This is a genomic window from Microbacterium album (genome assembly GCF_014643695.1).
GTDB lineage: Bacteria > Actinomycetota > Actinomycetes > Actinomycetales > Microbacteriaceae > Microbacterium > Microbacterium album.
In genome coordinates this window covers 22,363-46,504 of record NZ_BMJY01000009.1, presented here as the reverse complement: position 1 = coordinate 46,504, position 24,142 = coordinate 22,363, and the positions used below count along the sequence as shown (strand labels likewise).

The 24,142-nt window shown below is 71.4% G+C and carries 22 protein-coding genes; 8 read left to right on the top strand and 14 right to left on the bottom strand.

Features of this window, described 5'->3' with window-relative positions; genetic code table 11:
- Nucleotides 1-34: 34 nt before the first annotated feature.
- From IEX37_RS10815 to IEX37_RS10805, 3 genes are read right to left on the bottom strand one after another with little or no spacing between them, the layout of a single operon-like run.
- Nucleotides 35-580, bottom strand: coding sequence for a helix-turn-helix domain-containing protein (locus tag IEX37_RS10815; protein WP_188756283.1), 546 nt, complete (start codon nt 578-580; stop codon nt 35-37).
- The gene (locus tag IEX37_RS10810) at nt 577-2,031 is read right to left on the bottom strand and encodes an aldehyde dehydrogenase family protein (RefSeq protein ID WP_188756282.1); all 1,455 of its coding nucleotides are present in this window, start codon (nt 2,029-2,031) and stop codon (nt 577-579) included. Before IEX37_RS10810 ends, IEX37_RS10815 begins: the two co-directional genes overlap by 4 nt.
- Nucleotides 2,032-2,041: 10 nt before the next feature.
- The gene (locus IEX37_RS10805) at nt 2,042-3,565 is read right to left on the bottom strand and encodes a GMC family oxidoreductase (protein WP_188756281.1); all 1,524 of its coding nucleotides are present in this window, start codon (nt 3,563-3,565) and stop codon (nt 2,042-2,044) included.
- A gap of 290 nt (nt 3,566-3,855) precedes the next feature.
- On the opposite strand from IEX37_RS10805, the gene IEX37_RS10800 reads away from it, so the two are divergent.
- The 5 genes from IEX37_RS10800 to IEX37_RS10780 are packed head-to-tail and all read left to right on the top strand — an operon-like array spanning nt 3,856 to nt 10,427.
- Nucleotides 3,856-4,986 (top strand): ABC transporter substrate-binding protein, encoded by a 1,131-nt coding sequence (locus IEX37_RS10800; protein WP_188756280.1) that lies wholly within the window; start codon nt 3,856-3,858, stop codon nt 4,984-4,986.
- Between the two features lie 58 nt (nt 4,987-5,044).
- Nucleotides 5,045-5,581, top strand: coding sequence for a nuclear transport factor 2 family protein (locus IEX37_RS10795; RefSeq protein WP_188756279.1), 537 nt, complete (start codon nt 5,045-5,047; stop codon nt 5,579-5,581).
- A complete protein-coding gene (locus tag IEX37_RS10790; RefSeq protein ID WP_188756278.1) occupies nt 5,578-7,404 on the top strand; it encodes an ABC transporter permease in 1,827 nt (608 codons plus the stop codon). Before IEX37_RS10795 ends, IEX37_RS10790 begins: the two co-directional genes overlap by 4 nt.
- 34 nt (nt 7,405-7,438) lie before the next feature.
- Entirely contained in the window at nt 7,439-8,743 is a 1,305-nt protein-coding gene (locus tag IEX37_RS10785) for an LLM class flavin-dependent oxidoreductase (protein ID WP_188756277.1), read from the top strand.
- Between the two features lie 10 nt (nt 8,744-8,753).
- Nucleotides 8,754-10,427: a CocE/NonD family hydrolase gene (locus IEX37_RS10780; protein WP_188756276.1), complete on the top strand. Its 1,674-nt coding sequence runs from the start codon at nt 8,754-8,756 to the stop codon at nt 10,425-10,427.
- Between the two features lie 31 nt (nt 10,428-10,458).
- Here the strand turns inward: IEX37_RS10780 and IEX37_RS10775 are convergent, their stop codons facing one another.
- Genes IEX37_RS10775 through IEX37_RS10740 form a run of 8 tightly spaced genes read right to left on the bottom strand, consistent with a single transcriptional unit; the run spans nt 10,459 to nt 17,951 of the window.
- On the bottom strand, nt 10,459-11,016 hold the full coding sequence (locus IEX37_RS10775; RefSeq protein ID WP_229663216.1) for a Na+/H+ antiporter subunit E: 558 nt from the start codon (nt 11,014-11,016) through the stop codon (nt 10,459-10,461).
- On the bottom strand, nt 11,013-12,902 hold the full coding sequence (locus IEX37_RS10770) for a proton-conducting transporter transmembrane domain-containing protein (RefSeq protein WP_188756275.1): 1,890 nt from the start codon (nt 12,900-12,902) through the stop codon (nt 11,013-11,015). Before IEX37_RS10770 ends, IEX37_RS10775 begins: the two co-directional genes overlap by 4 nt.
- The gene (locus IEX37_RS10765) at nt 12,899-14,404 is read right to left on the bottom strand and encodes a complex I subunit 5 family protein (RefSeq protein WP_188756274.1); all 1,506 of its coding nucleotides are present in this window, start codon (nt 14,402-14,404) and stop codon (nt 12,899-12,901) included. Before IEX37_RS10765 ends, IEX37_RS10770 begins: the two co-directional genes overlap by 4 nt.
- Entirely contained in the window at nt 14,401-15,996 is a 1,596-nt protein-coding gene (locus IEX37_RS10760) for a complex I subunit 5 family protein (protein WP_188756273.1), read from the bottom strand. The genes IEX37_RS10765 and IEX37_RS10760 overlap by 4 nt, the downstream gene beginning before the upstream one ends.
- A 2-nt stretch (nt 15,997-15,998) precedes the next feature.
- A complete protein-coding gene (locus IEX37_RS10755) occupies nt 15,999-16,340 on the bottom strand; it encodes an NADH-quinone oxidoreductase subunit K (RefSeq protein ID WP_188756272.1) in 342 nt (113 codons plus the stop codon).
- Complete coding sequence (locus tag IEX37_RS10750; protein ID WP_188756271.1) at nt 16,337-17,332, bottom strand: MnhB domain-containing protein; 996 nt, start codon at nt 17,330-17,332, stop codon at nt 16,337-16,339. Before IEX37_RS10750 ends, IEX37_RS10755 begins: the two co-directional genes overlap by 4 nt.
- Nucleotides 17,329-17,655, bottom strand: coding sequence for a cation:proton antiporter (locus IEX37_RS10745; RefSeq protein ID WP_188756270.1), 327 nt, complete (start codon nt 17,653-17,655; stop codon nt 17,329-17,331). The genes IEX37_RS10750 and IEX37_RS10745 overlap by 4 nt, the downstream gene beginning before the upstream one ends.
- Nucleotides 17,656-17,657: 2 nt before the next feature.
- Entirely contained in the window at nt 17,658-17,951 is a 294-nt protein-coding gene (locus tag IEX37_RS10740; protein WP_188756269.1) for a hypothetical protein, read from the bottom strand.
- A gap of 157 nt (nt 17,952-18,108) precedes the next feature.
- Here IEX37_RS10740 and IEX37_RS10735 point away from each other — a divergent pair, with 157 nt between their 5' ends.
- A complete protein-coding gene (locus tag IEX37_RS10735; RefSeq protein ID WP_229663215.1) occupies nt 18,109-19,185 on the top strand; it encodes an LLM class flavin-dependent oxidoreductase in 1,077 nt (358 codons plus the stop codon).
- Between the two features lie 39 nt (nt 19,186-19,224).
- On the opposite strand, the gene IEX37_RS10730 is transcribed toward IEX37_RS10735, so the two are convergent.
- From IEX37_RS10730 to IEX37_RS10720, 3 genes are read right to left on the bottom strand one after another with little or no spacing between them, the layout of a single operon-like run.
- Nucleotides 19,225-20,013: an ABC transporter permease gene (locus tag IEX37_RS10730; RefSeq protein ID WP_188756268.1), complete on the bottom strand. Its 789-nt coding sequence runs from the start codon at nt 20,011-20,013 to the stop codon at nt 19,225-19,227.
- Between the two features lie 3 nt (nt 20,014-20,016).
- A complete protein-coding gene (locus IEX37_RS10725; RefSeq protein ID WP_188756267.1) occupies nt 20,017-21,012 on the bottom strand; it encodes an aliphatic sulfonate ABC transporter substrate-binding protein in 996 nt (331 codons plus the stop codon).
- Between the two features lie 41 nt (nt 21,013-21,053).
- Nucleotides 21,054-21,869, bottom strand: a complete 816-nt coding sequence (locus IEX37_RS10720) for an ABC transporter ATP-binding protein (RefSeq protein ID WP_188756266.1) — start codon at nt 21,867-21,869, stop codon at nt 21,054-21,056.
- 226 nt (nt 21,870-22,095) lie between these two features.
- Here IEX37_RS10720 and IEX37_RS10715 point away from each other — a divergent pair, with 226 nt between their 5' ends.
- Both IEX37_RS10715 and IEX37_RS10710 read left to right on the top strand, forming a co-directional pair.
- On the top strand, nt 22,096-23,109 hold the full coding sequence (locus IEX37_RS10715) for a TIGR04086 family membrane protein (protein WP_188756265.1): 1,014 nt from the start codon (nt 22,096-22,098) through the stop codon (nt 23,107-23,109).
- Nucleotides 23,110-23,242: 133 nt separating this feature from the next.
- Entirely contained in the window at nt 23,243-24,121 is an 879-nt protein-coding gene (locus tag IEX37_RS10710) for a MurR/RpiR family transcriptional regulator (protein WP_188756264.1), read from the top strand.
- Nucleotides 24,122-24,142: the final 21 nt, after the last annotated feature.

The window sequence follows — 24,142 nt, the reverse complement described above, 5'->3', positions numbered from 1 at the left end:
GGCTGCCTGCGTGAAGTTCATCGCTTCCCCGGGATCACGTGTTGACGACCCGGCCCGGGCCGTACTCGCTCGCGCGCGGACTGGACATGATCTTGCCCAGCAGGCCCATCAGGATGAGCTTCTCGGGGTCGGACAACGGCGAGAGCCACTCCTCGGTGAGCTCGAGGTGTCGTCGGTAGACGCCCTCGATGTGGGAGGCGCCCTCGGGCGTCAGCGACATCACGACCGAGCGCAGGTCCGCTTCGCTCGACACGGTCGCGACGTAGCCGAGGGCTTCGAGGGCCTTGCGTGCGGCGGAGACGGCGGCGCGGCTCATCGACGCCATCATCGCGACGCGGTGCGGCTCCTGAGGGCCGGCGACCCACAGCGCGAAGCCGACGCGGAACGCCGTCCAGGTCAATCCCATCTCCCGCTCCGCGTCCACGCCCATGAGCGTGTTCACGCGGCGCATGAACAACCCGATGGTCACGGCGTGCTGGCGTTCCGCGGATCCGCCGAACGCCGTCCGCGCGCGCTCCTCGGCGAGGGCGACGAAATCCGAGAACCCGTTGACGGTGATGCGCTCCACACCGGTGCTCATGCCGCACCTCCCGAGGCGCCGATCACCTTGAGCTCGCAGAACGCGTCGAGGCCGGCGCTGCCGCCCTCGCGGCCGATGCCGCTCTCCTTCATGCCGCCGAAGGGGATCGTCGGGTCCGGGCGGGGCGTGCGGTTGATCCACGCCATTCCGACGTCGAGCCGGCGTGCAAGCGGCTCGGCTGCCGCCTCGTCCGCGGTCCAGATGGTGGCGCCCAGGCCGTAGGGGCCGGAGTTGACCGTGTCGATCACGGCGTCGACGTCGTCGTACCGGATGACCGGCAGCACGGGGCCGAACTGCTCCTCGTCGACCAGTTCCGCGCCGTCACCGAGCCCGGAGACGACCGTCGGCCGGATGAAGAACCCCTCGTCGGTGTCGACCACGCCCCCCGTGCGCACCTGACCGCCGTCGGCGCCGACGGTCTCGATCAGCGCGGCGACGCGGCGATACTGGTCGATGTTCGTCAGGGCGGGATGCGTGGCCTCCGCGTCGAAGGGCGTTCCGACGCGCGCGGCGTCGGCAAGCCGCACGAGCGCCGCCGTGACCTCCTCGGCCCGCTCGGCCGGCACGTAGACGCGCTTGGTGGCGACGCAGGCCTGGCCGCTCGACGCGAACGCCGAACGGAAGATCTCGGGGAGCACCTCGTCCAGCGGGGCGTCGGGCAGCACGATGGCCGGGTCGTTTCCGCCGAGCTCGAGCTGGACCCGCTTCAGCGTGCCCGCGGCCGCAGCCATCACGGCCTTGCCCGCGGCCCGCGATCCGGTGAGCGTGATCATGCCCGTGTCGGGGTGCTCGACGAGCGCGCGCCCGATCTCCGCGTCCCCGGGGACGACCTGGAACACACCCGGCGGAAGCACCGGGGCCGCCAGAGCGCCGAGCAGCAACGCCGACAGGGGCGTGTAGGGGGAGGGCTTCGCCACGACGGTGTTCCCCGTCAGCAGCGCAGTGGCGACCTTGTTGACGAGCATGAGGAGCGGCATGTTGGCCGGCGTGATCGCGACCACCACGCCGATCGGCTCGCGGACGAGCCGCAGCGTCTCGGTCTCCGTCCGGCGGAGCACCTCGACAGGGATCTCCGCATCGGCGAACAACCGGAGGGAGCCCACGGACGCACCGACCTCCATGGCCGCGGCGGGAGCGAGCTTGCCGTTCTCGAACGAGATCAGTCGCGTGAACACCTCGGAGTTGGCGGCGACCGCGTCGGCCAGCGCCCGCAGCGCCTCGCGGCGGGCACCCTCGTCGGCCCGCCACGCCTTCCCCGCCTCGCGCGCCGCCGCGACGGCGGCGTCGGCCTGCTCGGGCGTGGCGTCCAGGTGCCAGAATCCCCACTCCCGGCGCCAGGGCACGGTCACCCGGCGCGCCCGGGGCGTGTCCTCCGGCACCGTCACGCCGTGCGCGCCGAGCGTCTCGTGCAGGCGGTCGTACCACTCGCGGGCTGCGGTGTCGTCGTGCATCGCGTGCTCCTTACAGTCCGATCTCGGGGTTGCGCCGGACGAACCTGTCGGCGATCGCCAGCACCGTCAGCAGGGTATTCGCGGACGCGACCGTCGGCATCACCGACGCGTCGACGACGCGCAGGCCCTCGACGCCCTGGACTCGCAGGTCCGGGTCGAGCACGGCGTCGCGATCGCCCGGGGCACCCATTCGGACGGTCGACGTCAGGTGCATGGTGTCCTTGACGGTCTCCCGCAGCGCGGCGTCGTCGCGAGGGGCGGACACGGACCCCGTCGCCCGCGACGTGAACGCGTCGTGCTCCATCAGCGCGAGCGTGCGCTCGACGCCATCGCGGATGCGGTCCAGGTCGCGGTCGTCCGACAGCATCCTCAGCTCGAAGTGCGGATCGACGCGGGGATCCGCGGACGCGAGGGTCATGTAACCCGTCGAGAGCGGCTGCTCGATCGAGATCGCGACCCCCGCGGTGGGCTGGCCGAACCAGTAGTTGTGGTTCGTCGCCAGCAGCATCATGTCGTTCTCGCGTGCCCCGGCCATGCCCGAGGAGTAGCGCACGATGATGTTCGTGGGGCGATTGCCCACGCTGCGCTGCTCGCTCTCGGGGACCGTGATCTCGGCGAAGACCACGGCGTGGTCCTGTGCGCCGACGCCGACGGGGGCGTCGACGATCGTGTCCACGCCGATCCGGGCGAGATCCTCGCGGGGCCCGATCCCGGATCGCCACAGCATGGCGGGGGAGTGGGCCGCTCCGGCGCACAGCACCACCTCGCCTCGGGGCGAGAGGCGGTACTCGGTGCCGTCCGCGTCGACGACGCCGACGGCGCGCTCGCCCTCGATGAGCACCCGGTCGACGTGCGCGTCCCCGCGGATCTCGAGGTTGGCGCGCCCCCGCGCGGGGTCGAGCCACGCGTGGTTGGTCGACACGCGCAGGCCGTCGCGGATGTGCATCGCGAACGGGGAGACGCCCGTGCTCGCCGGATCGTTGTGGTCGGGTGCCCACGCGTACCCGGCGTCGAGCGCGGCGTCGCGCAGGGCGCGATCGATGCCGCCCCAGCCGGACTCGGGCTCCCGGTAGACGGGGAAGGGGCCGCCGGCCCCGTGCCACGGCGCCTCCGGGAAGTCGTGCTCGTCCTCGATCGCGATGTAGCTCTCGAGCATCTGCTCGGGCCCCCAGCCGTCGGCCCCGAGGGCCTCCCAGTGTGCGAAGTCGTCCGGCACGCCGCGGATGGCGTACAGCCCGTTGACCGTGGAGGAGCCCCCGAGGCCCCGTCCGCGGCGATAACCGAAGACCTCGTGCCCCTCGCCGCGGCGCGCCGTGACGCCCTGGAAGTAGAAGTGCGGGCTGCGCATGGTCGGCGGTGTGGCCAGCTGCATGCCGAGCCCGCGCGTGCGATCGCGGAACTCGTGCGGCGTGTCCCGGCCGACGTAGTCGAGCCCCGCCTCGAGCAGCAGGACGCGGCGGTCGGGCTGTTCGCTGAGTCGGCTGGCGACGACGGCTCCCGCCGACCCGCCTCCGACGACGATGAGGTCCCACATCTTTGTTGGCTCCCTGCTGTTGCCGGCGCACCTGCGCGCCGACCGTGAGCAGCACTGTAGCCGGAATCCCGCAACTAGTAAAGTTGTGAATCGGATGGTTCACACTGTGTCCCCATGTCAGAGACCGAACCGCGATTTATTGCGGATAGCTCGACGACACGCCCGCCAATCTGATTCAGGAGTTGACTGAATCCGGTACGAAACCCTAGTCTCGCTTCCACCTGAACACAGCCATCCCCGTCGCGTTTCAAGGATGCACGCGGCGCAGACAGGAGTGACCAACGATGAAGTTGACCAAGCGAATCCTGCCGATCGCGATCGCCGGCGCCGCGATCCCGGCCCTCGTGCTCACCGGCTGCTCCTCGGACGGCGGGGGCGGAGCGGCTGCCGGCTCGGGCCCCGACTTCGAGGGTCTCGGGCTCTCGGCCGAGGTCGAGGAGGAGCTCACGGCCCTGTACGACGAGGCCATCGAGTCCGGCCAGACGGACGTGATGATCTACGCGGGGCACCACGACGAGTTCGTCGCGATCTACGAAGGCTTCGAGGCCCGCTTCCCCGGGCTGACCGTCAGCACCGGCAGCTACTACGGCGCCGAGCTGCAGTCGCTCCTGGAGGCGGAGAACGAGACGGGCCGTCACGTCGCCTCCGTCATCTCCAACCCCAACGGCGACCGCTACGCCGAGCAGGGCTTCGTGCAGCCCTACGAGCTCGCCGTGTGGGAGGTCAACCCCGCGCTCGAGGGCCGTGTCGACCCGACCCAGCTCACCGACGGCGAGCACATGTACTACTCGCCGTGGACCCTCATGTTCAACATGTCGTACAACACCGAGCTGCTCGACGAGGCGGACCTTCCCGCGACGTGGGCGGAGCTGGGCGGGTCCGAGTGGAACGACAAGCTGACGTTCATGAACCCCGGGACGCCGGGTGGCACCATGACCACGCTCACGCAGCTCGTGAACGCGGGAATGCTCACCGAGGACGACCTGCGCGCTATCGGCGCCAACACCAAGATCGTGGCGACGGACCAGCTCGCGCTGCAGGGCATCTCCTCGGGCGAGTTCCCGCTGCAGCCGCTGTCGGCGACGACCTCCATCATCAACGCCGCGAACCAGGGCGCGCCCGTGGAGGTGCACTTCCTCGAGGAGGGCAACGTCATCGCGACCGAGAAGTGGATGCTCGCCAACGGCGCTCCCGCCGAGGCGGCCGCGAAGGTGTTCCTCAACTACCTGCACACGGTCGACGCGCAGGAGCAGGCGCTGAAGTCGGGGAACTTCCCGACGAACCAGGACCCGTCGCTCACCTCGCCGTACGGGTGGCCCGCGCTGGAGGACGTCGACTTCGTGACGCTCGAGCCGCAGGAGGTGCTGCGCCCGGCGATGGCGGAGTACACCCCGATGTTCCAGTCGATCTTCACGGAATAACAACAAACCGGAGGGGCGGCGTCGTGGCCGCCCCTCCCCACATCTGAAAGCGACAGAAATGACCACCCAGAACACCGAGGCTCAGATCGCGGAGCTCCTCGAGCGCATCGACCGGCTCGAGTCGATCCAGGCGATCACGAAGCTCCACAACGATTACGTCCGCAACCTCGCCGCGCGCAACTGGAGCGCCGTCGCCGCGGCTTACACCGAGGACGCGATCTGCGACATCCGTCACCACGGCGTGCACGTGGGACGGGAGGCGATCGACGGGATGTTCGCCGAGGAACTGCTGCCGGTCGTCCACTCCAAGGACGGGTACATCCTCTCCTCCCCGAACATCACGGTCGACGGCGACACCGCCCACGCGATCTGGACGTGGCACCGGCTGCAGGCCGACTTCAAGACCGCGCTGGGCGTCATGCGCATCTGGGGGCCGTGGTCCGAGGGGCAGTACGACGCCGAGTACCGCCGGGTCGACGGCGAGTGGAAGATCTCGAAGCTGTGGTTCCGCGTCCACGCGCCCGACCACGACGACGAGCTCGCCGCCGCGTCCGAGCAGAACCGCGTCGTGGGGGGCGGCTACGGCCGATCATGAGCGACACCCTCGTCCGCAGCCGGAACCGGATCCGCGCGGTCGTCACGAACCCGCAGATCACCGCAGTGATCGTGTGCGTGGTGTGCTTCGTCGCACCCGCGGTGATGGTCATCCGCGGCGCGTTCCGCACCGCAGCCGTGGGCCAGACGGACTGGACGACCGAGTCATTCCTCTCGGTCCTCACTCGCCCGCGGACGTGGGACGTGGTGTGGACGACCGTGGGCATGGGCCTGGTGACGGTCCTCGTCTCGACGCTGGTCGCGGCGACGTTCGCGGCGGTGTACACGCGCACCCGCACCCCGCTGCGCACGCTGATCCCGGTCATCATGGGCATCGTCGTCGCGACGCCGGGTCTGTTCTTCGCCATCTCGTGGGGCCTCCTCGGCAACCCGCGGATCGGCCTGATCAACGAGGGCCTGGCGGCCCTGTTCGGCGAGGCCGCGCGCGTGGTGAACATGGAGTCGTGGTGGGGCGTGGTGTTCGCCTCGGCCATCCGGCTCGTCGCGCTGCAGTTCTTCCTGTTGCTGGGACCGTTCCTCGCGATGGACAACTCGCTCGACGAGGCGGCTCGTATGAGCGGTGCGAGCCCGACGCGCGCCTTCTTCCAGATTCAGCTGCCCGTGCTGCTGCCGGCGATCTCGGGCGTGATGATCCTCGTGTTCATCCTCTTCCTGGAGTCGTTCGACGTCGCGCAGATCCTCGGCGTACCAGCCAACATCTACGTCATCCCGACCGAGATCTACGCGTACCTGTCGCAGTCCACCGGCCCCCAGTACGCCCACGCGAGCACGCTGTCGATCCTGCTGATGATCATCCTGTTCGCGCTGGTGCTCGTGCAGATCAGGATCCTCGGCCGGCGCTCCTTCACGACGGTCGGCGGCAAGGAGGCCCGGGGTCTCCTGCGCGACGTCGGCAAGTGGAAGTGGCTGTTCAGCGGCCTCATCGTGATCTACGCCCTCCTCGCGACGGTGCTGCCGAGCATCCAGCTCGTCATGGTCTCGCTCTCGCCCTTCCTGGGTGCGACGAGCGGGTATTCGCTGCGCAACTATGAGGCGGTCCTCGGCGACAGCCGCATGATCGAGGCGTACGGCAACACCGCCGCGATCGCCGCGATCGGCGGGCTCCTGGCGGTGACCGCCTCGATGATCCTCACCTGGACGGCGCGCTTCCGGGCCGGCCCGATGGCGCGCATCATCGAGTTCAGCCAGTGGATCGGCCTCGCCATGCCGGGGCTCGTGCTCGCGCTGGGCGTGCTGTGGCTCTTCCTCGGGCTGCCGTTCCTCCACCAGTTCTACGGGACGCCGATCATCCTGATGTTCGCGCTGTTCATCATCACGATGCCCATCGCGAGCCAGGCCACGCGAGGCGCGATGGCGCAGGTCCCTCGCTCCCTCGAGGAGGCGGCGTGGACCAGCGGCGCGTCCAAGGCCAAGGGACTGTTCATGATCGTCGGGCGCCTCATCCTGCCGAGCTTCGTCAGCGGGTGGGTCCTGTGCTTCGTCATCATCTGCGGCACGCTCTCGGCGCCGCTGCTGCTCGCGGGGCCGCAGGCGACGTTCCTCTCGGTCGAGGTCTACAAGCTGTACACCGAGGGCCGGGCACCGGTCGCCGCGGCGGCGTTCGTGCTGCTCATCCTCGGGTTCGCCGCGCTGTATCTGCTGGCGACCCTCCTGCGGCTCGTCATCCGGCGCCTCGCGCTCCCGCCGCGCGGCGCCGAGCCGCCCGTCCCCACGCTCGGGCCGACCCCGTCGACCCCCGTGGAGGCCAGCGCCACCCAGACGCTCGCGACCAGCCGCGCCGCGCTCAAGGGCTCGCGCCGATAGCGCGCATCCGCACGAAGCAACGAAGGAGTACGACATGAGACAGATGGCGTTGACGACGTTCGTCATGCCGCTGGGCTATCACCGCAACAGCTGGCGCCGTCCCGGCAGCCGCGCCGAGGAGGTGCCGGGTCTGGACTTCCTCACCGACATCGCGCGCACCGCCGAGGCCGCGAAGCTCGACGCGCTGTTCTTCGGGGACATCGTCCATGCGACGGCCACGATGCGCGGCGACACGATGATGAACGGGTTCTTCGAGCCCATGACCACGCTCGCGGCATTGGCGGCACGGACGGAGAACATCGGCCTCATCGGCACGCTGTCCACGTCGATGTACGAGCCGTACAACGCCGCGCGACTGCTGGCGTCGCTCGACCACCTCTCGGGCGGGCGCGCCGGATGGAACATCGTGACGTCGGCGGACGGCTATCGCAACTTCGGCATCCCGGCGGCCCCCGACCCCGAGCTGCGCTACCGCCGGGCGGCCGAGTTCGTGTCCGTCGTGCGCCAGCTGTGGGACAGCTGGTCGGATGACGCGGTCGTCGTCGACCGCGCCAGCGGCGCCTGGCTCGACACCGCGAAGCTGCGGAGGATCGATTTCGAGGGCGAGTTCTTCCAGGTCGAGGGACCGCTCAACATGCCCCGATCGCCGCAGGGGCGTCCGGTCCTCGTCCAGGCCGGCTCGTCCGGGCCCGGGATGGCGCTCGGCACGGCCGTCGCCGACGCGATCTACACGGCACAGCCCGACTACCGGCAGGCCGTGGAGTTCTATGCGTCGGTGAAGAAGATGATCGCGGACGCGGGCCGCAACCCCGACCAGGTGAAGGTCCTCCCCGGCATCGTTCCGGTGGTCGCCGACACCCAGGCCGAAGCGGACGAGATCGCCGCGGAGCTCAGCTCCTTCCTCGACGTCGAACAGGGGCGCACCCAGATCGCGGGCGACCTCGGCGTGGACCTGTCCGACCTCGAGCTCGACGAGCCCGTGCCGGTCGAGCGCTTCGACGGCATCGGCAAGCTCTCGAGCCGTCAGGGCATCTACCGGCGGAAGTCGGTGGAGCAGGGCCTGACGCTGCGTGAGCTGATCTTCGACCGCGCCCGCTCGACCGGGCATCAGTGGATCGCCGGCACCCCCGCGACGATCGCCGACCGGATGCAGGAGTGGTTCGAGACCCCGGCATGTGACGGGTTCAACCTCAACTCGCCGTACAACCCCGACGGGTTCGAGCGCATCTGCACCAAGCTCGTTCCGGAGCTGCAGAGCCGCGGCCTGTTCCGCAGCGAGTACGCCGGTCCGACGCTGCGCGATCAGCTCGGCCTTCCCCGCCCCGACGTGCGGTTCTGAGGAGGACCCGATGAGTACAGCAGAAGACGTGCCGCGCGAGATCATCACGCGGCCGGGCGTCGACCCCGCCACCGTGTTCGGCAAGCCGCCGCCCCCGCCGCTGGGCCATGAGCTCGTCCGGCACGACACCCTGGTGGTCGAGAAGGACGCCGCCGTGGAACTGCGCGACGGCACGACGATCTACCTCGACATCTATCGTCCCTCGTTCGAAGCGACGGATCTTCCCGTCCTCCTCGCATGGGGGCCGTACGGCAAGCACTGGGTGACGTCGCGGACCTTCAGCGGGTCGGGAGTCGACCCCGCATGGATCTCGGATTTCACGGGATTCGAGTCGCCGGACCCGGTCTACTGGACGCGGCACGGGTACGCCGTGGCGTTCGCCGACCCGCGCGGACTGTGGCACTCGGAGGGGGACTTCTCGCACAACGGGCCTCAGGAGCGCGAGGACCTGTACGACACGATCGAGTGGCTCGGGTCGCGGGCATGGTCCAACGGCAACGTCGGCATGCTCGGCGTCTCGTATCTCGCGGGAGCGCAGTACCAGGCCGCCTCCGTCCGTCCGCCGTCGCTCAAGGCCATCAGCCCGTGGGAGTGCTTCGCGGACTGGTACCGGGAGTTCGCGACACACGGCGGCATTCCCGAGACGGGTTTCAGGCCCCGGGTGTCGACGAACGTCTCCTACGGGCTGTCCCGCACGGAGAACACGGCGGCGAACCTCGAGGCCCACCCGTTCGACGACTGGTACTACGCCGACAAGTACGGCCCGTTCGAGGACATCGAGGTGCCTGCCTACGTCGTGGCGTCGTGGAGCGACCACGGGCTGCACTCGCGCGGCACCCTGAACGCCTTTGCGCTCATGGGATCCGAGCAGAAGTGGCTCGAGGTGCACGGCCAGAAGAAGTGGGCGTACTTCTACGAGCCCGAGAGCATGGAGCGGCAGCGCGCCTTCTTCGACACGTTCCTGAAGGGCCAGGAGCGCGGCATCGAGGACTGGCCTCGCGTGCGCGTGGAGGTGCGAGACACGGGCGATCCGGCCGACTCCTCCTGGCGTGTGCTGCCCGAATGGCCGGCGGCCGACGAGTTCACCTCGCTGCACCTGGACGCCGCGTCCGGCGCCCTCGCGGAACGCGCGCCGGCCGACGGGTCGGTCCGCACGTTCGACCCGATGACGGAGTCTGCGGATTTCGTGTACGAGTTCCCGGCCGAGACCGAGATCATCGGACCGGCCTCGCTCACGCTCTGGCTCAGTGCCGACCAGGCCACGGATGCCGACGTCTTCGTCGTGCTGCGCAAGCTGCGTGCCGACGGTTCCGAGGTTTACTTCCCGTTCAACGCGCTCTTCGCGGACGGGCCCGTCGCGCTGGGGTGGCTGCGTGCCAGCCACCGCGAGCTCGACGATGACGCCTCGACGAACCTGGTGCCGGTCCATCCGCATCGCCGGGAGGAGCCGCTCACGCCGGGAGAGCCGGTGCGGCTCGACATCGAGATCTGGGCGTCGGGCACCGTCTTCCACGCGGGGGAGAAGCTCGTCCTCACCGTCCAGGGTCGTGACTGGATCAAGCGGCCGCCGGCCGACGGCGTCCCGCCGCTCCAGATCCTGCACGAGAGCCTTCGCAACGAAGGGACCTGGACGGTGCGCACGGGCGGCGAGTACGCCAGCGTGCTCCGCCTGCCCCGGGCCTGAGCCGCCACGGGCGCCTCGGCGCGGCCTTCGGTCAGCGTGTCGGCTGGCCGAAGGCCGCGGCCACGCGATGCTGCAGCTCCTCCCACTGGCGCGCGGGGTGGAGCGCTTCGGCCAGCGTGTGCAGCTCCACCGTCGCGCCGTCGTCGACGACGCGCTGGACCATCGTGCCGGGCATGAGGTTCATCATCAGCAGCGCGAGCTGTCGTGTGTTCCCCTCGGAGAGCACGCACGGCGCGCGCACCACGGCGGGCTGGATGTCGACCGGTCGCTTCAGCGCGCGCCAGGCGACGTCGGCGCCGCCCACGATCGACTTGCCGAGGAACCACAGCGGCAGCTCCGCGATCGCCCGCGCGCGTCGCCACGGCGGCACGGTGCCCGGCGGCGGTGCCGTCACGGGGAACATCGCCAGACTGAGCGCGGTCGCGGCCCCGACGGACACCGCCCCGTACCCGGCGTAGGCGGCATCCCATCCCGCGAGCACGACCCAGACCAGCGCGAGCACGGCGCCGCGCAGCACCACCGCGCGCACGATCCGCAGCGCCCTGCCCGGGCCGGTGGGCGGGGACGGGGATGCGGACGGGGTTCTCACCACAGACCTCCGATCGCCAGGAAGGCGGCGGCCACGCCCAGCACGAGAAGCACCGCGGCCCCCGACACCTCCGCGGCCGACAGGCGGGCTTCCGCGCGGCCGGTTGCGCGGCGCGTGCGCGCCGCGACGGCGCGCCACATCCGCCCCCACTGCGCGGCCACATGCCCCGTGAACGCGTGCACGGCGGCCTGGCCGCCCTGCGCGCCCCGGGACAGACCCTGCAGCGCGCGCTCCTCGGGGACCAGCAGATCGCCCGGCGCGACGAGCGTGCCGTCGGCGGCCGCAAGCCGCCGTGGGATGAGCCCGCGCGCCGTCAGCCACCACGCGCCCGCGCCCAGCGCGATGCCGAGCAGGATCGGCCAGGTCGCGTCCCACACGGTTCCGAGGATCCAGGACGGCAGCGGAAGCGCGCCCTCGTCGAACCAGGCAACGCCGATGAACCAGGGCAGCGCCAGCGCCGCGACCGTGATGACCGCCCACGATGCGAACTCGCCGTCGACGGCGCGTGAGGGCCGGCGCTCGCTGTGCCACAGCACCCATCCGAAGCGCATCAGCAGCAGCGTGGACCCGGTCGCCACGAGCGGCAGGATGTACTGCAGCTCGACCGCCGCGAGGGCGATCCCCTCCACGGCGTCCTTGGACACGTACTTGCCGAGCGCGCCCGACGTCAGCGGTGCTCCTGCGATCACGAGGCCAGCCCCGATCATGCCGAGCATCGCCACGACGCTCGCGGCGCCGCTTCCGAAGTGCTTCATCACGGGGACCCCGAGGAACAGGGCGCCCTTCGCGAGACCGTGATGCACGGCATACAGGATGGCCGCCGTGGATGTGCCCGGCCACAGCTCGGGGACGATCATGCCCACCGCGATGACCGCGCTGATGAAGCCCATCTGCGAGATCGTGGAGTACGCGAGGATCACTTTGGGGTCGTTCTGGAGGACTCCGAAGAGGACCGCCAGGAATGCTCCGGCCAGCGCGAGGATCAGCAGCGTCCAGCCCGCGTTCGCGACGATCCCGGCGTCGTGGCCGGAGCCGAGGGCACCGGGTCCGTTCGCGCCGGGCACGGGCACGAAGCGCAGCCAGCCGATCAGGCCCGCGGTGACCATCGTGCCCGACAGCACCGCGGAGGCCGCCGGCGGCGCAGCCGGGTGGGCGAGGGGCAGCCAGATGTGCAGCGGCACCGTTCCGGCCTTGACCCCGAACCCGAACAGGAGCAGGCCCAGGACGAGCCCGGTGCGATCCGACTCCGCGACCGCGGCGGGGACGTCGGCGAGCAGCATGCCTCCCGCCGACACCGTCAGCAGCAGCGCGGCCAGGATGGCGCTCTCGCTCAGCACCGACAGCGTCAGGTACACGCGCGACGCGCGATGCGCCGTCGGCGTGCGATAGTGCACGACCAGGCCCGCGGCCGAGAAGCTCATCACGGCGAACGAGAGGTAGAACGTCACGGAGTCCGCGGCGAGATAGGTCCCGATGTTGCCGACGTAGGCGGTCAGCAGGAACCCGCACAGCGCGGCCCCGCGGCGCTCGGCGTCGCGCATCTTGATCCAGCCCGTGGCGCTCAGGGCCCCGCCGTACAGCACGGCGGCGATCATCAGCAGCGGCCGCCCCAGGTCGTCGACGGCGAAGTGCGTGCCGAGCAGCAGCCACGGGATCGTCAGAGAGGTCCCCGAGGCGCCCGCGGTGCCCCCGCCGGTGTCCGCCAGCAGCGCGAGTGCGACGCCGGGCACGATCGCCGCGGGGGACAGGAAGACGAGCGCGCGGCGCAACCGGTGCCGACGCTCGTCCGGGGCCCAGCCGGCGACGGCCAGGAGGGCGACGAGCGCGAGTGGCGCCGCGAGCGTCACGAGGACGAGCGCGCTGCCGAGCGCGGGCGCGGGCGTCATCCGAAGACCCTTTCCGCGATGTACGACGCGATGGCCAGGGGCGAGAACGGGACGGAGGCGGCCAGGCCCACGAGCAGTGTGAAGGCGGCCGTCATGGCGGCGGGGACGGACATCATCGCGGGCTCCGTCACGCGGGCGAGGCCCGGGGACGCGTCGGGATCCCGGAACCACAGCCGGTAGACGAGGGGGAGGAAGTAGGCCGCGTTGAGCAGGGAGGACGCGATCAGCACCCACAGGACCCAGGGGTGGTCCGACACCAGAGCGCCCTGGCCGAGCTCCCATTTCGAGATGAAGCCCGCCGTCGGGGGGAGCCCGATCATGCCGAGCGCGCCCACCGTGAACGCGGCGGAGGTCAGCGGCATCCGGTAGCCGAGGCCGTCGAGCTGGTCGATGCGATACACCTTGAGCTGCTCGGCGAACAGGCCGGCGCAGAAGAACAGCGTGATCTTCATGATGCCCTGGTGCACCAGGTGCACGACCCCGCCGGCCACGGCGAGCTGTGTCGCCAGCGCGATCCCGAGGGCCACATAGCTCACCTGCGACACGGTCGAGTACGCGAGGCGCTGCTTGAGATCGCGGGAGCGGAGCGCCTGGTAGGAGCCGTACAGGATCGTGAAGCACGCCACCACGACCAGGGGCGCGAGCACGCCGAGGCTCTGCGCCAGGTTCACGCCGTAGACGTCGTCGACCACGCGGACGATCCCGAAGACGCCGGCCTTGACGACCGCGACGGCGTGAAGCAGCGCCGACACCGGCGCCGGCGCGACCATGGCGCGCGGCAGCCAGCCGTGCAAGGGGAACAGCGCCGCCTTGACCCCGAGCCCGCCGACGAGGAGCGCGAAGATCGTGATCGCGACGGCGGGTGACTCCGCGGCCAGGTCGGCCACGCCCTGGGCACCGCCCTCGGCGAAGTCGACGGGTCCGGCGTAGATCGTCAGCGTTACGACGCCGATCAGCACGGCGAGGCCGCCCGTGATCGCGTAGCGCAGGTAGACGCGCGCGGCCCGCAGCGACGGGCGGTCGCCCCAGTGGGCGACCAGGGGATACGTGACGACCGTGAGCACCTCGTAGAAGACCAGGAACGTCAGGAGATTCCCCGAGAACGAGATCCCGACGGTGGCCATGACGCACAGCGAGAAGAACCCGAAGAACCGGCTCAGGTGCGGCTTGCCCCGCAGATAGCCGATCGCGTAGATCGTCGTCAGCAGCCACAGCAGCGCCGAGAGGCCGCCGAAGAACAGCGCGAGTGGGTCGACCCGGAGCACGAAATCGATGCCGGGCAGGAACGGCATGACGAACTCGGGCCGGGCTCCGCCCTCGACCACGGGCGGGATCAGCACGACGATGAGGCCGATCTTGGCGACCGCGGCGACCAGGTTCACGGCCGTGCGCGGGCGCACCTGGTCGTCGCGCAGCGCGAAGATCACCACGGCCGCGAGCAGTGACAGCAGCACCATGATCAGCGGGACGGACGCCACGAGCGCGTCGGGGAGAGCCGTCATCGCAGATCACCCACCGCGAGCAGGTCGTTGAGCCAGGCTCCCGCGAAGCCCGTGGCGATGACCAGGATCGCCAGGGCCAGCGGGATGGCCCGGGCGAGCGCCGGGTGATCCCCGGGCGCCGGGCTCGGAGCGGCGTCGCCGGGCAGGCCGTCCTGCGCCTCGATCAGGAGCGGAGCCAGGATCTTCAGCATGTAGGCACCCGAGAGGAGGGTCGCCACGACGAGCACGGCCAGGATCCAGTAGTGGCCGGCGGCCACGGCCGTGGTGGCCAGCTGCCATTTTCCGGCGAAGCTCAGCGACAGCGGGAGCCCGACGAGCCCGATCGCGGACAGACCCATCGAGAGCACCAGGGCGGGATGGTGACGTCCCACGCCGCGCAGGCGCGCGATCTCGTCCGTGCCGTACGCGTCCTTCAGGAACCCCGCGGCGAGGAACAGCGACGCCTTGGCGAGCCCATGCCCGAGCGCCAGGATGACCGTGGCCGCGACGGCCCCCGCGACGACCTCGGCCGTCTCCGGCGCGATCGCCGGCTGGTCGATGAGGTTCTCCGTGTCGGGTGCCACCAGCACGGGGAACAGCAGGAACCAGTACCCCACCTGGGCGACCGTCGAGTACGCGATGAGCGGCTTCAGGCGCGACTGCCGCAGCGCGAGAACCGAGCCGACGAGCAGCGCCGCGGCGCCCAGCACACCCAGCATCCAGCCGAGACCCACCAGGGGTGGCGTCGGCCGGCCGAGCAGGTCCAGCCAGATGCGCAGCACGACGAACAGCGCCGCCTTCACCACCAGCGCGGACATGAGGGGCGAGACCGCCCCGGGCGCACCGGCGTGCGCGGGGATGAGCCACCGGTGCATCGGCACGAGCGCGACCTTGAGCGCCATCCCGACCGTCATGAGCACGATCGCCAGACCCAGCGCGGGCTCGGCGCTCGCGGGGTCCGTCTTCCGCAGTGCGCGCAGCGCGTCCGCCGACTGCGGGATGTCGAGCGTGCCGGTGAGCGACACGACCATCGCGACGCCGATCAGCAGCAGGAGCGAGCCGATCACCGCGACGAACAGGTAGCGCAGCGCCGCAGCCCAGGAACCCGGTCCGCCGAGAGCGACCAGCGCGACCGCGGTGAGCCCCACCAGCTCCAGGCCGACGTAGGTGTTGAAGAGGTCGCCCGACACGAACACGGCGTTCAGGCCGGACCAGCACCCGAGCCACAGGGGCCAGAAGCCCGGATGGGAGGCCCGCCATGCGGCCGGCCGCGTGCCGTCGGAGACGAGCGCGACCCCGGTCGACGACGGCATCGCCGCGGCGTACACGGACACCGCCGCGCCCACCAGCGCGGTGAGCGCGAGGAACGCCGCCGACATCCCGTCGACCCGCACGGAGATCCCGAGCGGCGCGGCGAAGCCGCCGAGCGGCATCGCCACGACCGTGCCGCCCGACACGGCGACGAGCACGGGCACCGTGAGCGCGAGGACGAGCACGCCGACGACGCAGCCGAGGATCCGGCGGGGCACATCGCGGAGCGTGACGCTGACCGCGGAGGCCAGGAGGGGCAGCAGGACCAGCGCCGCGGGGGCGAGCTGTGTGAGGTGTGTCACGATCACTCACCTCCCGCCCGGTCGCCGGAGCGGCCGTCGTCGCCCGTGTCGTCCCCGTCGTCGTCCCCGTCCGCCGCCTCGGCGCCCTCGATCCGGCGGATCAGCACGGCGCCCAGCCCCGTGAACGCCACCGTGATGACGAGCCCGGTGATCACGAGCGCGGCGAGCACGGGGTCGAACTGCTCCGAGCGCGCGGCGAGGGCCAGCATGATCAGGAAGGCGCCCGCGCCCACGACGTTCATCGCGATCAGCCGGCCGACCGGGTCGCGCGACAGCAGCATGCGCGCGCACGCCGCGACGGCGATCGCGCTGCCGACGAGCAGATACCAGAGCGTGACGGTCATGCGCCGGAGTCCTCCCGCTCCCCGCGCCGCGCGGGCCGGGCGGGGGAGAGGCCGCGAGGGTTCTCGAGCGCGAGGTAGATCGCGAAGAGCCCCGCGGCGATCCCCGCCGTCAGCAGGGTCTCGACGGTCAGGATCGCCGCGAAGGCCCAGGCCGGGTGCCACGTCAGCCACGGATCACCCAGCACGGGGCCGGCGCCGCCCGCGACGATGAACGCGATCACGCCGACCACCAGGAGCGGGCGCATCCAGTGCCGCGCGAACCCGGCCATCGAGAAGCCCGCGGTGTGCATCAGGATCAGCAGCGCGCACAGCACCGCGCCGGACTGGAAGGCGCCGCCCGAGTCGGAGCTGCCGGCGAACAGCAGCCAGAGGCCGAACAGCAGCAGGAGCGGTGCGCTGATCCGCACGGCCCACACCAGCGTGGACGGCGGCGTCGGACGGCGGTGCGCCGCTTGCGTCAGGCCGTCGTCGCGGCCGAGCGCGAGGACGGCGACCGCGGCCAGCAGCAGCACGGCAGACTCGAGCAGGGTGTCGTACGCGCGGAACGCGAGCAGCACGCCCGTGACGTCGTGGGCGACGCCCGTGTCCGGCAGCCGCGCGCGCAGCGGCGAGTCCCACCGCGGCAGCGTGTCCGCGACGCGGACCCACGCGGTGGCGGCGACCAGCGTGACCAGCGCGCCCGTCACGGCACCGATCGCGACGCGCGCGGCTCGTCGGGGCGGGCGGGCGGGCGCGGAGGCGTCCGCGCGGCGGGGACCGGACACGGCGAGCCACACGAGGATCGCCCCGAGGATGCCGCTGCCGAGCGCCGCCTCCGCCAGCGCGACGTCCATGCTTCCGAGCGACAGCCACACGCCGGTGAGGAGGGCCCCGAGCACGAGGAACCCCAGGGCCTGCGTCGCGCGCGAGCGCACCGCGAGCGTCACGGCGGCGGCCGCGATCGCCGCGATCCCGAGCGCGATGTCGACCGCGGTGAGCGGGGCCGGCGTCACGCGCCGTCCCGGGGCGACGCGGCGCGTTCGCGCTCGCGGGGGTCGGCGCTCGCGTTCAGCGAGCCCAGGACGTGCGCCGAGACCGATGCCGCCATCAGCGCGCACAGCCACGCGATCAGCAGGAGAGCCGCCGTACGCCATTCGCCGAGCAGGAGCGCGACCCCGCCGAGGAGGAGGCCCAGTCCCAGGTTGTCGGCCTTCGTCAGCGCGTGCAGGCGGGTGCGGACGTCGGGGAACCGCATCAGGCCCAGCGTGCCGGCGGTGAAGAACGCCGTCCCGGCGACCACGAGCACGAGCCCCGCGACCTCGAGCACGACGGCCATCCTCACCGTCCTCCCGCGCTCGAGCCGGCGCCCGAGCCGGCGCGTCGGCGCTGCGCGGTCAGGCGGATGGCCGCGGTCACCGCAGCCGTCGCGGTGAACACGAGGGAGATCTCCACGAGCCGAGGAGCGTCGGTGATCACCGCGAGCACCGCCACGATCGCCGCAGCGGAGGTGCTCGCCAGGAGCAGCGTGAGGAGCCAGGAATCCGCCGAGCGCTGCCGGATGGAGGCGAGGAGCGCGCCCACGACATTGAGCAGGAGGACTCCCAGAACGGCGACGAGGACGAACTCAGCCATGATCGTGGATATCCCGGTTTCGTGGTGTGCGTTCCGTCATCCTACTTCCGCGCCCGCTCACGATCGCATGCACATCCCGCCGGCCTGTCGCGCCGCATCGCGTCACGCGGCGTCATATTTCGGGCGGCCCCGCCCGGGCGAGAGGAAGATGGATGGGATGTCCGCTTCGTCGTCGCGCCCCGCTCCCATCCGATTCGGCTACTGGACCCCCATCTTCGGCGGATGGCTGCGCAACGTGGAGGACGAGCAGACGCCCGTCGACTTCGCGCATCTGAAGGAGATCGCGCGCGTCGCGGAGGCCGGCGGATTCGAGCTGACGCTCATCCCCGAGCTCAATCTCAACGACATCAAGGGGCCCGGCGCGCCCTCGCTGGACGCGTGGACCGTCACCACGGCGCTCGCCGCCGTGACGGAGAAGCTCGAGCTGCTCGCAGCCGTCCGCCCCGGCTTCCACAACCCGGCGGTCGCGGCCAAGCAGGCGGCGACGATCGACGAGATCAGCGGCGGGCGCTTCACCCTCAACGTCGTCTCGGCGTGGTGGGCCGAGGAGGCGCGGCAGTACGGCGGCGTGTTCAGCGAACACGACGACCGGTACGCGCGCACGCGGGAGTTCGTCGAGGTGCTGCGCGGCCTGTGGAGCGAGACGCCGTTCAGCTACCGCGGCGACTACTACACGCTCGAGGGCACGCAGCTCGCGCCCAAGCCGCGCGTCACGCCGCGTATCTACGCGGGCGGCGAGAGCGAGGCGGGCCGCGCCGCCATCACCGCGTTCGCAGATGCCTACCTCACGCACGGGGGCACGGTCGAGGAGCTCAGCACCAAGGTGGCCGACATGCGCCGCCGCCGCGCGGAAGCAGGGCGGCCGCCGTTCGAGGCCTTCGGCATGGCGGCCTACGCGATCGTGCGCGACACGGAGGACGAGGCGCGCGCCGAGCTGGACCGCATCACGGACGTGCGCTCGGGCCCCGGATACGAGTCCTACCGCGACTTCGTCAGCAAGTCGAAGCTCGACACCGAGGTGGGCCTGCGCGACTACTCGGTGTCGAACCGCGGGCTGCGTCCCGAGCTCATCGGCACGCCGGACCAGGTCGCCGAGCGCTTCCTGCGCTACGCGGAGGTGGGAGTGTCGACGTTCCTGCTGCAGTTCTCCCCGCACCTGCCCGAGCTCGCCCGCTTCGCGGAGCAGGTGATCCCGCGGGTCCGGCGCCTCGAGGCGCTGCGCGACGCCTCCTGACGCGTCGTCCTCCGCCCCAGGGCGCGGGAACCGGCCCGCTCAGGCCCAGCGGTCGAGCACGCGCTTCTGGGCCAGCGCGAAGGCACTGTCGCACAGCTTGCCGAGGATGGCGAGCAGGATGATCGCCAGGATCATCCGGTCGGTGCGTCCGTTGTTCTGGGAGTCGATCAGCAGGAAGCCCAGCCCCATCGACGACGCGAGCAGCTCGGCGGCGACCAGGAACAGCCAGGACTGCGCCAGTGCCAGGCGCAGCCCGGCGACTACGGACGGCGTGGCGGCGGGCAGCTGCACGCTGAGCAGCAGCGACAGCCCGCCGCGGCCGAAGGCGCGCCCGGCCTCGACCAGGTTCGCGTCGACGTGCCGCAGCGACGCCGCGACGGTCGTGTACACCGGGAAGAACGCGCCGATCGCCACGAGCGTCACCTTCGAGTCCTCGCCGATGCCGACCCACAGCGCCAGCAGCGGCACCCACGCGAGTCCGGTCACCGCGCGGAACGCGCCGACCGTCGGGGCGAAGAGCGCCTCGCTGAGGCGCGAGAGCCCGACGATCGCGCCGACGACGATGCCCAGCGCCGCCCCGATGGCGTAGCCCAGCAGGACGCGTTGCGTGGAGATCCCGATGTGGGGGAGAAGCTGTCCTCGCTCGAGCAGGTCGACCGCGGCGCGGAACACGTCCTGCGGCGGCGGCAGCTGCACGGGTGTGAAGACGCCCGCCGACGTGCTCCACACCCACAGGCCGACGAGCAGCGCGGGCACCAGCACGCCCAGCAGCGCCACGGGCGCGCCGGTCCTGCGCCGCTCCTTGGTCGGCGGTGTCGGCGTGGCCACGGCCTACTCCGCGGCCGCTTGCGCGTACTTCGGCTCGAACAGGCTCTCGAGCGCGTCATCGAGCGACGCCTGATCGCGCACATCGCCCGACTCGACCATGAACCCTCCGATGGTCGTCAGCACGGGCGCCAGCTGGGCGGCGTCCGGCACGCCGTCGACGTCGTGGTTGAAGCGGCTGAAGGCGAGCTCGGCCACCTCCGGCTCCAGGCCGGCCTCTGCGGCGTAGATCTCGAGCGCCTCCTCGGGGTTGTCGAGGACCCACGCGCGGGCGCGCTCGTACACGTCGATGACGAGCTGCACGGTCTCGGGGTGACGCTGCTCGAACGACTCGGTGACGTTGAGGAAGATGGGGCTGATGAGCTCCGGGTTCGTGTAGATGACACGGGAGCCGGCGACCTCGGCGCCCGCGAGGATCGGGTCCAGGCCGGACCAGGCGTCGACCGTGCCGTTGTCGAGCGCCGCGCGGCCGTCGGCGTGCTGGAGGTTCTCGAGCGTGACGTCCTCGACCGGCACGTCGAACAGGTCCAGCGCCTGCAGGAGGAAGAAGTACGGGTCCGTGCCGCGCGTGACCGCGACCGACTCGCCGACGAGGTCCTCGACGTCCTGCAGGGGCGAGTCGGCGGGGACGGCGAGGCCGAAGCCCTCGCTGGCGTGCGTGATGTAGACCGTCTTGATCTCGGTTCCGTTGGCGCGCGCCTGGAGCGCGGGGCCGCCGCCCGTCGTGCCGAAGTCGATGGAGCCCGAGCGCAGGAACTCGTTCGCCTTGTTGGAACCCGCCGAGAAGACCCAGTTCACGGCGACCCCGTCGAGCTCCTCCTCGAGCCAGCCCTGATCCTTGATGACGAGGCTCAGGACGTTGTACGTCGCGTAGTCGACGTTCAGCTCGGTGAGATCGCCGTCGCCGGAGCCGGCCCGCGAGCCCTCCCCGGCGCAGCCGCTCAGCAGCACAGCGGCACCGGCGGTCAGTGCGAGCAACGACAGTCTCGTGGGGGTTCTCATCGGGGTCCTTTCGGGGGCGGACGGACGTCGGGTCCGGGGTCTCAGATCTCGGAGTGGAGGTGCACGCCGAGCGCGGCGAGGAGCTCGTGCCGCAGAGCCACGAACTCCGGGTGCGCGTGGTCGCGCGGTCGGGGCTGCTCGGGGGAGACCGTGCGGAGGATGGTGGCGCCGGGCTCGTCCGAGCTCTCGTCGTGTCCGAGTACCACGATCGTGTCGGCGAGCACGAGCGCCTCGTCGACGTCATGCGTCACGAAGACGACGGTGGTCGGTTCCGCGGCGTGCACGTCGAGCAGCAGGTCGTGCATGCGCAGCCGTGTCAGGGCGTCGAGCGCGCCGAACGGCTCGTCGAGGAGCAGCACGCGCGGCGTGCGCGCGAGCGCGCGGGCGAGGGAGGTGCGCTGCGCCATCCCGCCGGAGATCTGTCGGGGGCGGTGCCCGGCGAAGTCGGCCAGGCCCACGAGGCCCAGCAGCTCGCGGACGCGCCGGGCGCCGGCCTCGCGATCCTGGGAGCGGGGCAGGCCGTAGGCGACGTTCCGCTCGACGGTGCGCCAGGGCAGCAGGCGCGGCTCCTGGAACGCGAACGCGCAGCGGCGGTCATAGGCGACGACCGGCGTGCCGTCGATCGACACGGTCCCGTCGGACGGCTTGCCGAGACCCCCGATCAGGCGCAGGAGCGTGGATTTGCCCGAGCCGCTCGCGCCGATGATCGCGACGATGCTGCGCGCGGGGATGCGCAACGAGACATCCCGCAGGACGCGACGTCGCTGCCCTCGCGTCTCGAACGTCCGCCCGACCCCGCTGAGCTCCACAGCCGGCACCGTCGGCGCGTGCGGGGCGGCGCCAGGGGTGTCGGTCATCGCCCGGATCGCCTCGTCTCGTGTCGTCGTCCTGCTCCGCGGCGCGCGCCGGGGCACACAGCGACGGTAGTCAGCACCGCGGCCGATTCCCGCATCGTGACGACACACTTCGTAAACCGGCCGCGTCCCATACGCCTCATCGCGGCGTTTCGCAATGCCTTTGCCGGTCCTCGTTGCCGCGAATTGACTGGACGGACAGGCAACTGAGCTCGAAAGGACCACCGCCATGAGCACTCCCACGAACTCACCCGAACCGCGCCGCGAGGGCGGCGAGCCGAATCCGCCCGCCCCCGACTACATCCGCGACGAGAGCGGCAACACCTACGTGCGCGCGGATCGAGCCGGGGACGGAGTGCGCGACGGCGGCGACTCGCGCGCCGCCGAGCACGGCACCTACGTCGGCGGCGACGGCGACGCGGGGTACCGCAGCGACGAGCCGACGCGCGCCTATGCGACCGACGCGGACCGCGATCGCGACGGCCGCGACGACGGCCGCGAGCGACGCGACGATGTCCGCGATCGAGACCGCGACGCGGACCGCACGCGCGACGCCGAGCGGCGTCACGACGACGATCGGCCGCGGGACCGCGACGGAGACGGCGACCGCGACGGGGCTGCGACGGCGGGCGCCGCGGGCGCCGCTGGCGCGGGCATCACGCCCGGCGCGGGCCGCACCGTCCGCGAGGAGGTCGTCGCGCGGGAGAAGGACGAGTTCGGCGGCATGAAGTTCGGGTCGGCGTTCTTCGGCTGGCTCTGTGCCATGGGCATGACCGTGCTCCTGACGGCGCTCGTCGCGGGCGCGGGCGCCGCCCTCGGCCTGGGCGCGAACGTCGATCCCGGCCAGGCCGCCGACGACGCCATGCAGAATGCCGACACGATCGGCATCGTCGGGGCCATCGCCGTCCTCGTCATCCTCTTCATCTCCTACTACGCCGGCGGCTACGTCGCCGGACGCATGGCGCGGTTCAGCGGCGCCCTGCAGGGTGTCGCCGTGTGGCTGTGGGCGCTCATCATCGCCGTCGTCGTCGCGATCATCACCGCGATCGCCGGCGCCCAGTGGAACATCCTCGCCAACGTCAACACGTTCCCGCGCCTGCCGTTCAACGAGGGCGAGCTCACCACCGCCGGCATCATCACCGCGATCGGCGCGCTGCTGGTGAGCCTCGGCGGCGCCGTGCTCGGCGGGATCGGCGGAATGCGCTACCACCGCCGGGTGGATCGCGCCGGCCTGGGCCGCTGAATCGGTCGCTGCGCGAACGGGCGCGGCAGCCGCAGTGAAATTAAGTTTCAGCGAGTGCGGTGAATGAAACTTTCATTCTCCGTTCATCTCTGGAACGACGTGCGTTCACTGTGGCTGCCTAGCGTCGTTCGACGTGACGACCACTACTCCAGAGGCCCCGAGCAACCTCGGTGACGCGCCGCTCGTCGAGCGGCTGCGCGCCGCCCTCGCCGGACTCACGCCGGCCGAACGCCGGGTCGCCGGCGTCGTGCTGCGCGATCCGCTGGCGGTGATCCACAAGTCCGTTTCCCAGCTCGCGCAGGAAGCGGAGAGCTCCGCCGCCACCGTCGTGCGCCTGTGCACGACGCTGGGACTGCGCGGCTATCAGGAGCTGAAGATCACGCTCGCACGCGAGGCGCTCCCGGGCGCCCGCGCCGTGCACGACGCGGTCGCGGAAGGGGACGACGCCCACGCAGTGGCCCGCAAGGTCCTGGGCACGACATCCGACGCGCTCGCCCGCACCGCCGACTCCCTCGACGCGTCGGTGCTCGCGGCGATCGCGCGGCGGATCATGGGGGCTCGCCGCGTGCTGGTCGGGGCCGTGGGCACGTCCGCCCCGCTCGCCCAGGACATCGCCTATCGGCTCACCACCGTGGGCATCCCCGCCACGTTCGTGCCGGACGTGCACACCCAGCACGTCACCGCCCGCATGCTCGGCCCCGAGGACCTGTTCTTCGCGATCAGTCACACCGGCTCCACCTTCGAGACGCTCGCCGCCGCGCGCGCGGCCCAGGAATCCGGAGCGACGACGGTGGCTCTGACGAGCTTCGCGACCTCGCCGCTGACCGAGGTGGTCGATCTCAGCCTCATCGCGGGCAGCGCCGAGACGGCCTACCGCGTCGAGGCGATGGCGAGCCGCATCGTGCACCTCGCCGTGCTGGACGCGCTCTACGTGCTGATCGCGCTCGAGCAGCCCCACAGCCAGGACGCGCTCCTGATGACCCAGGACGTGCTCATCGAGCACCGCATCTAACCCGATCCCCGACCCGAGGAG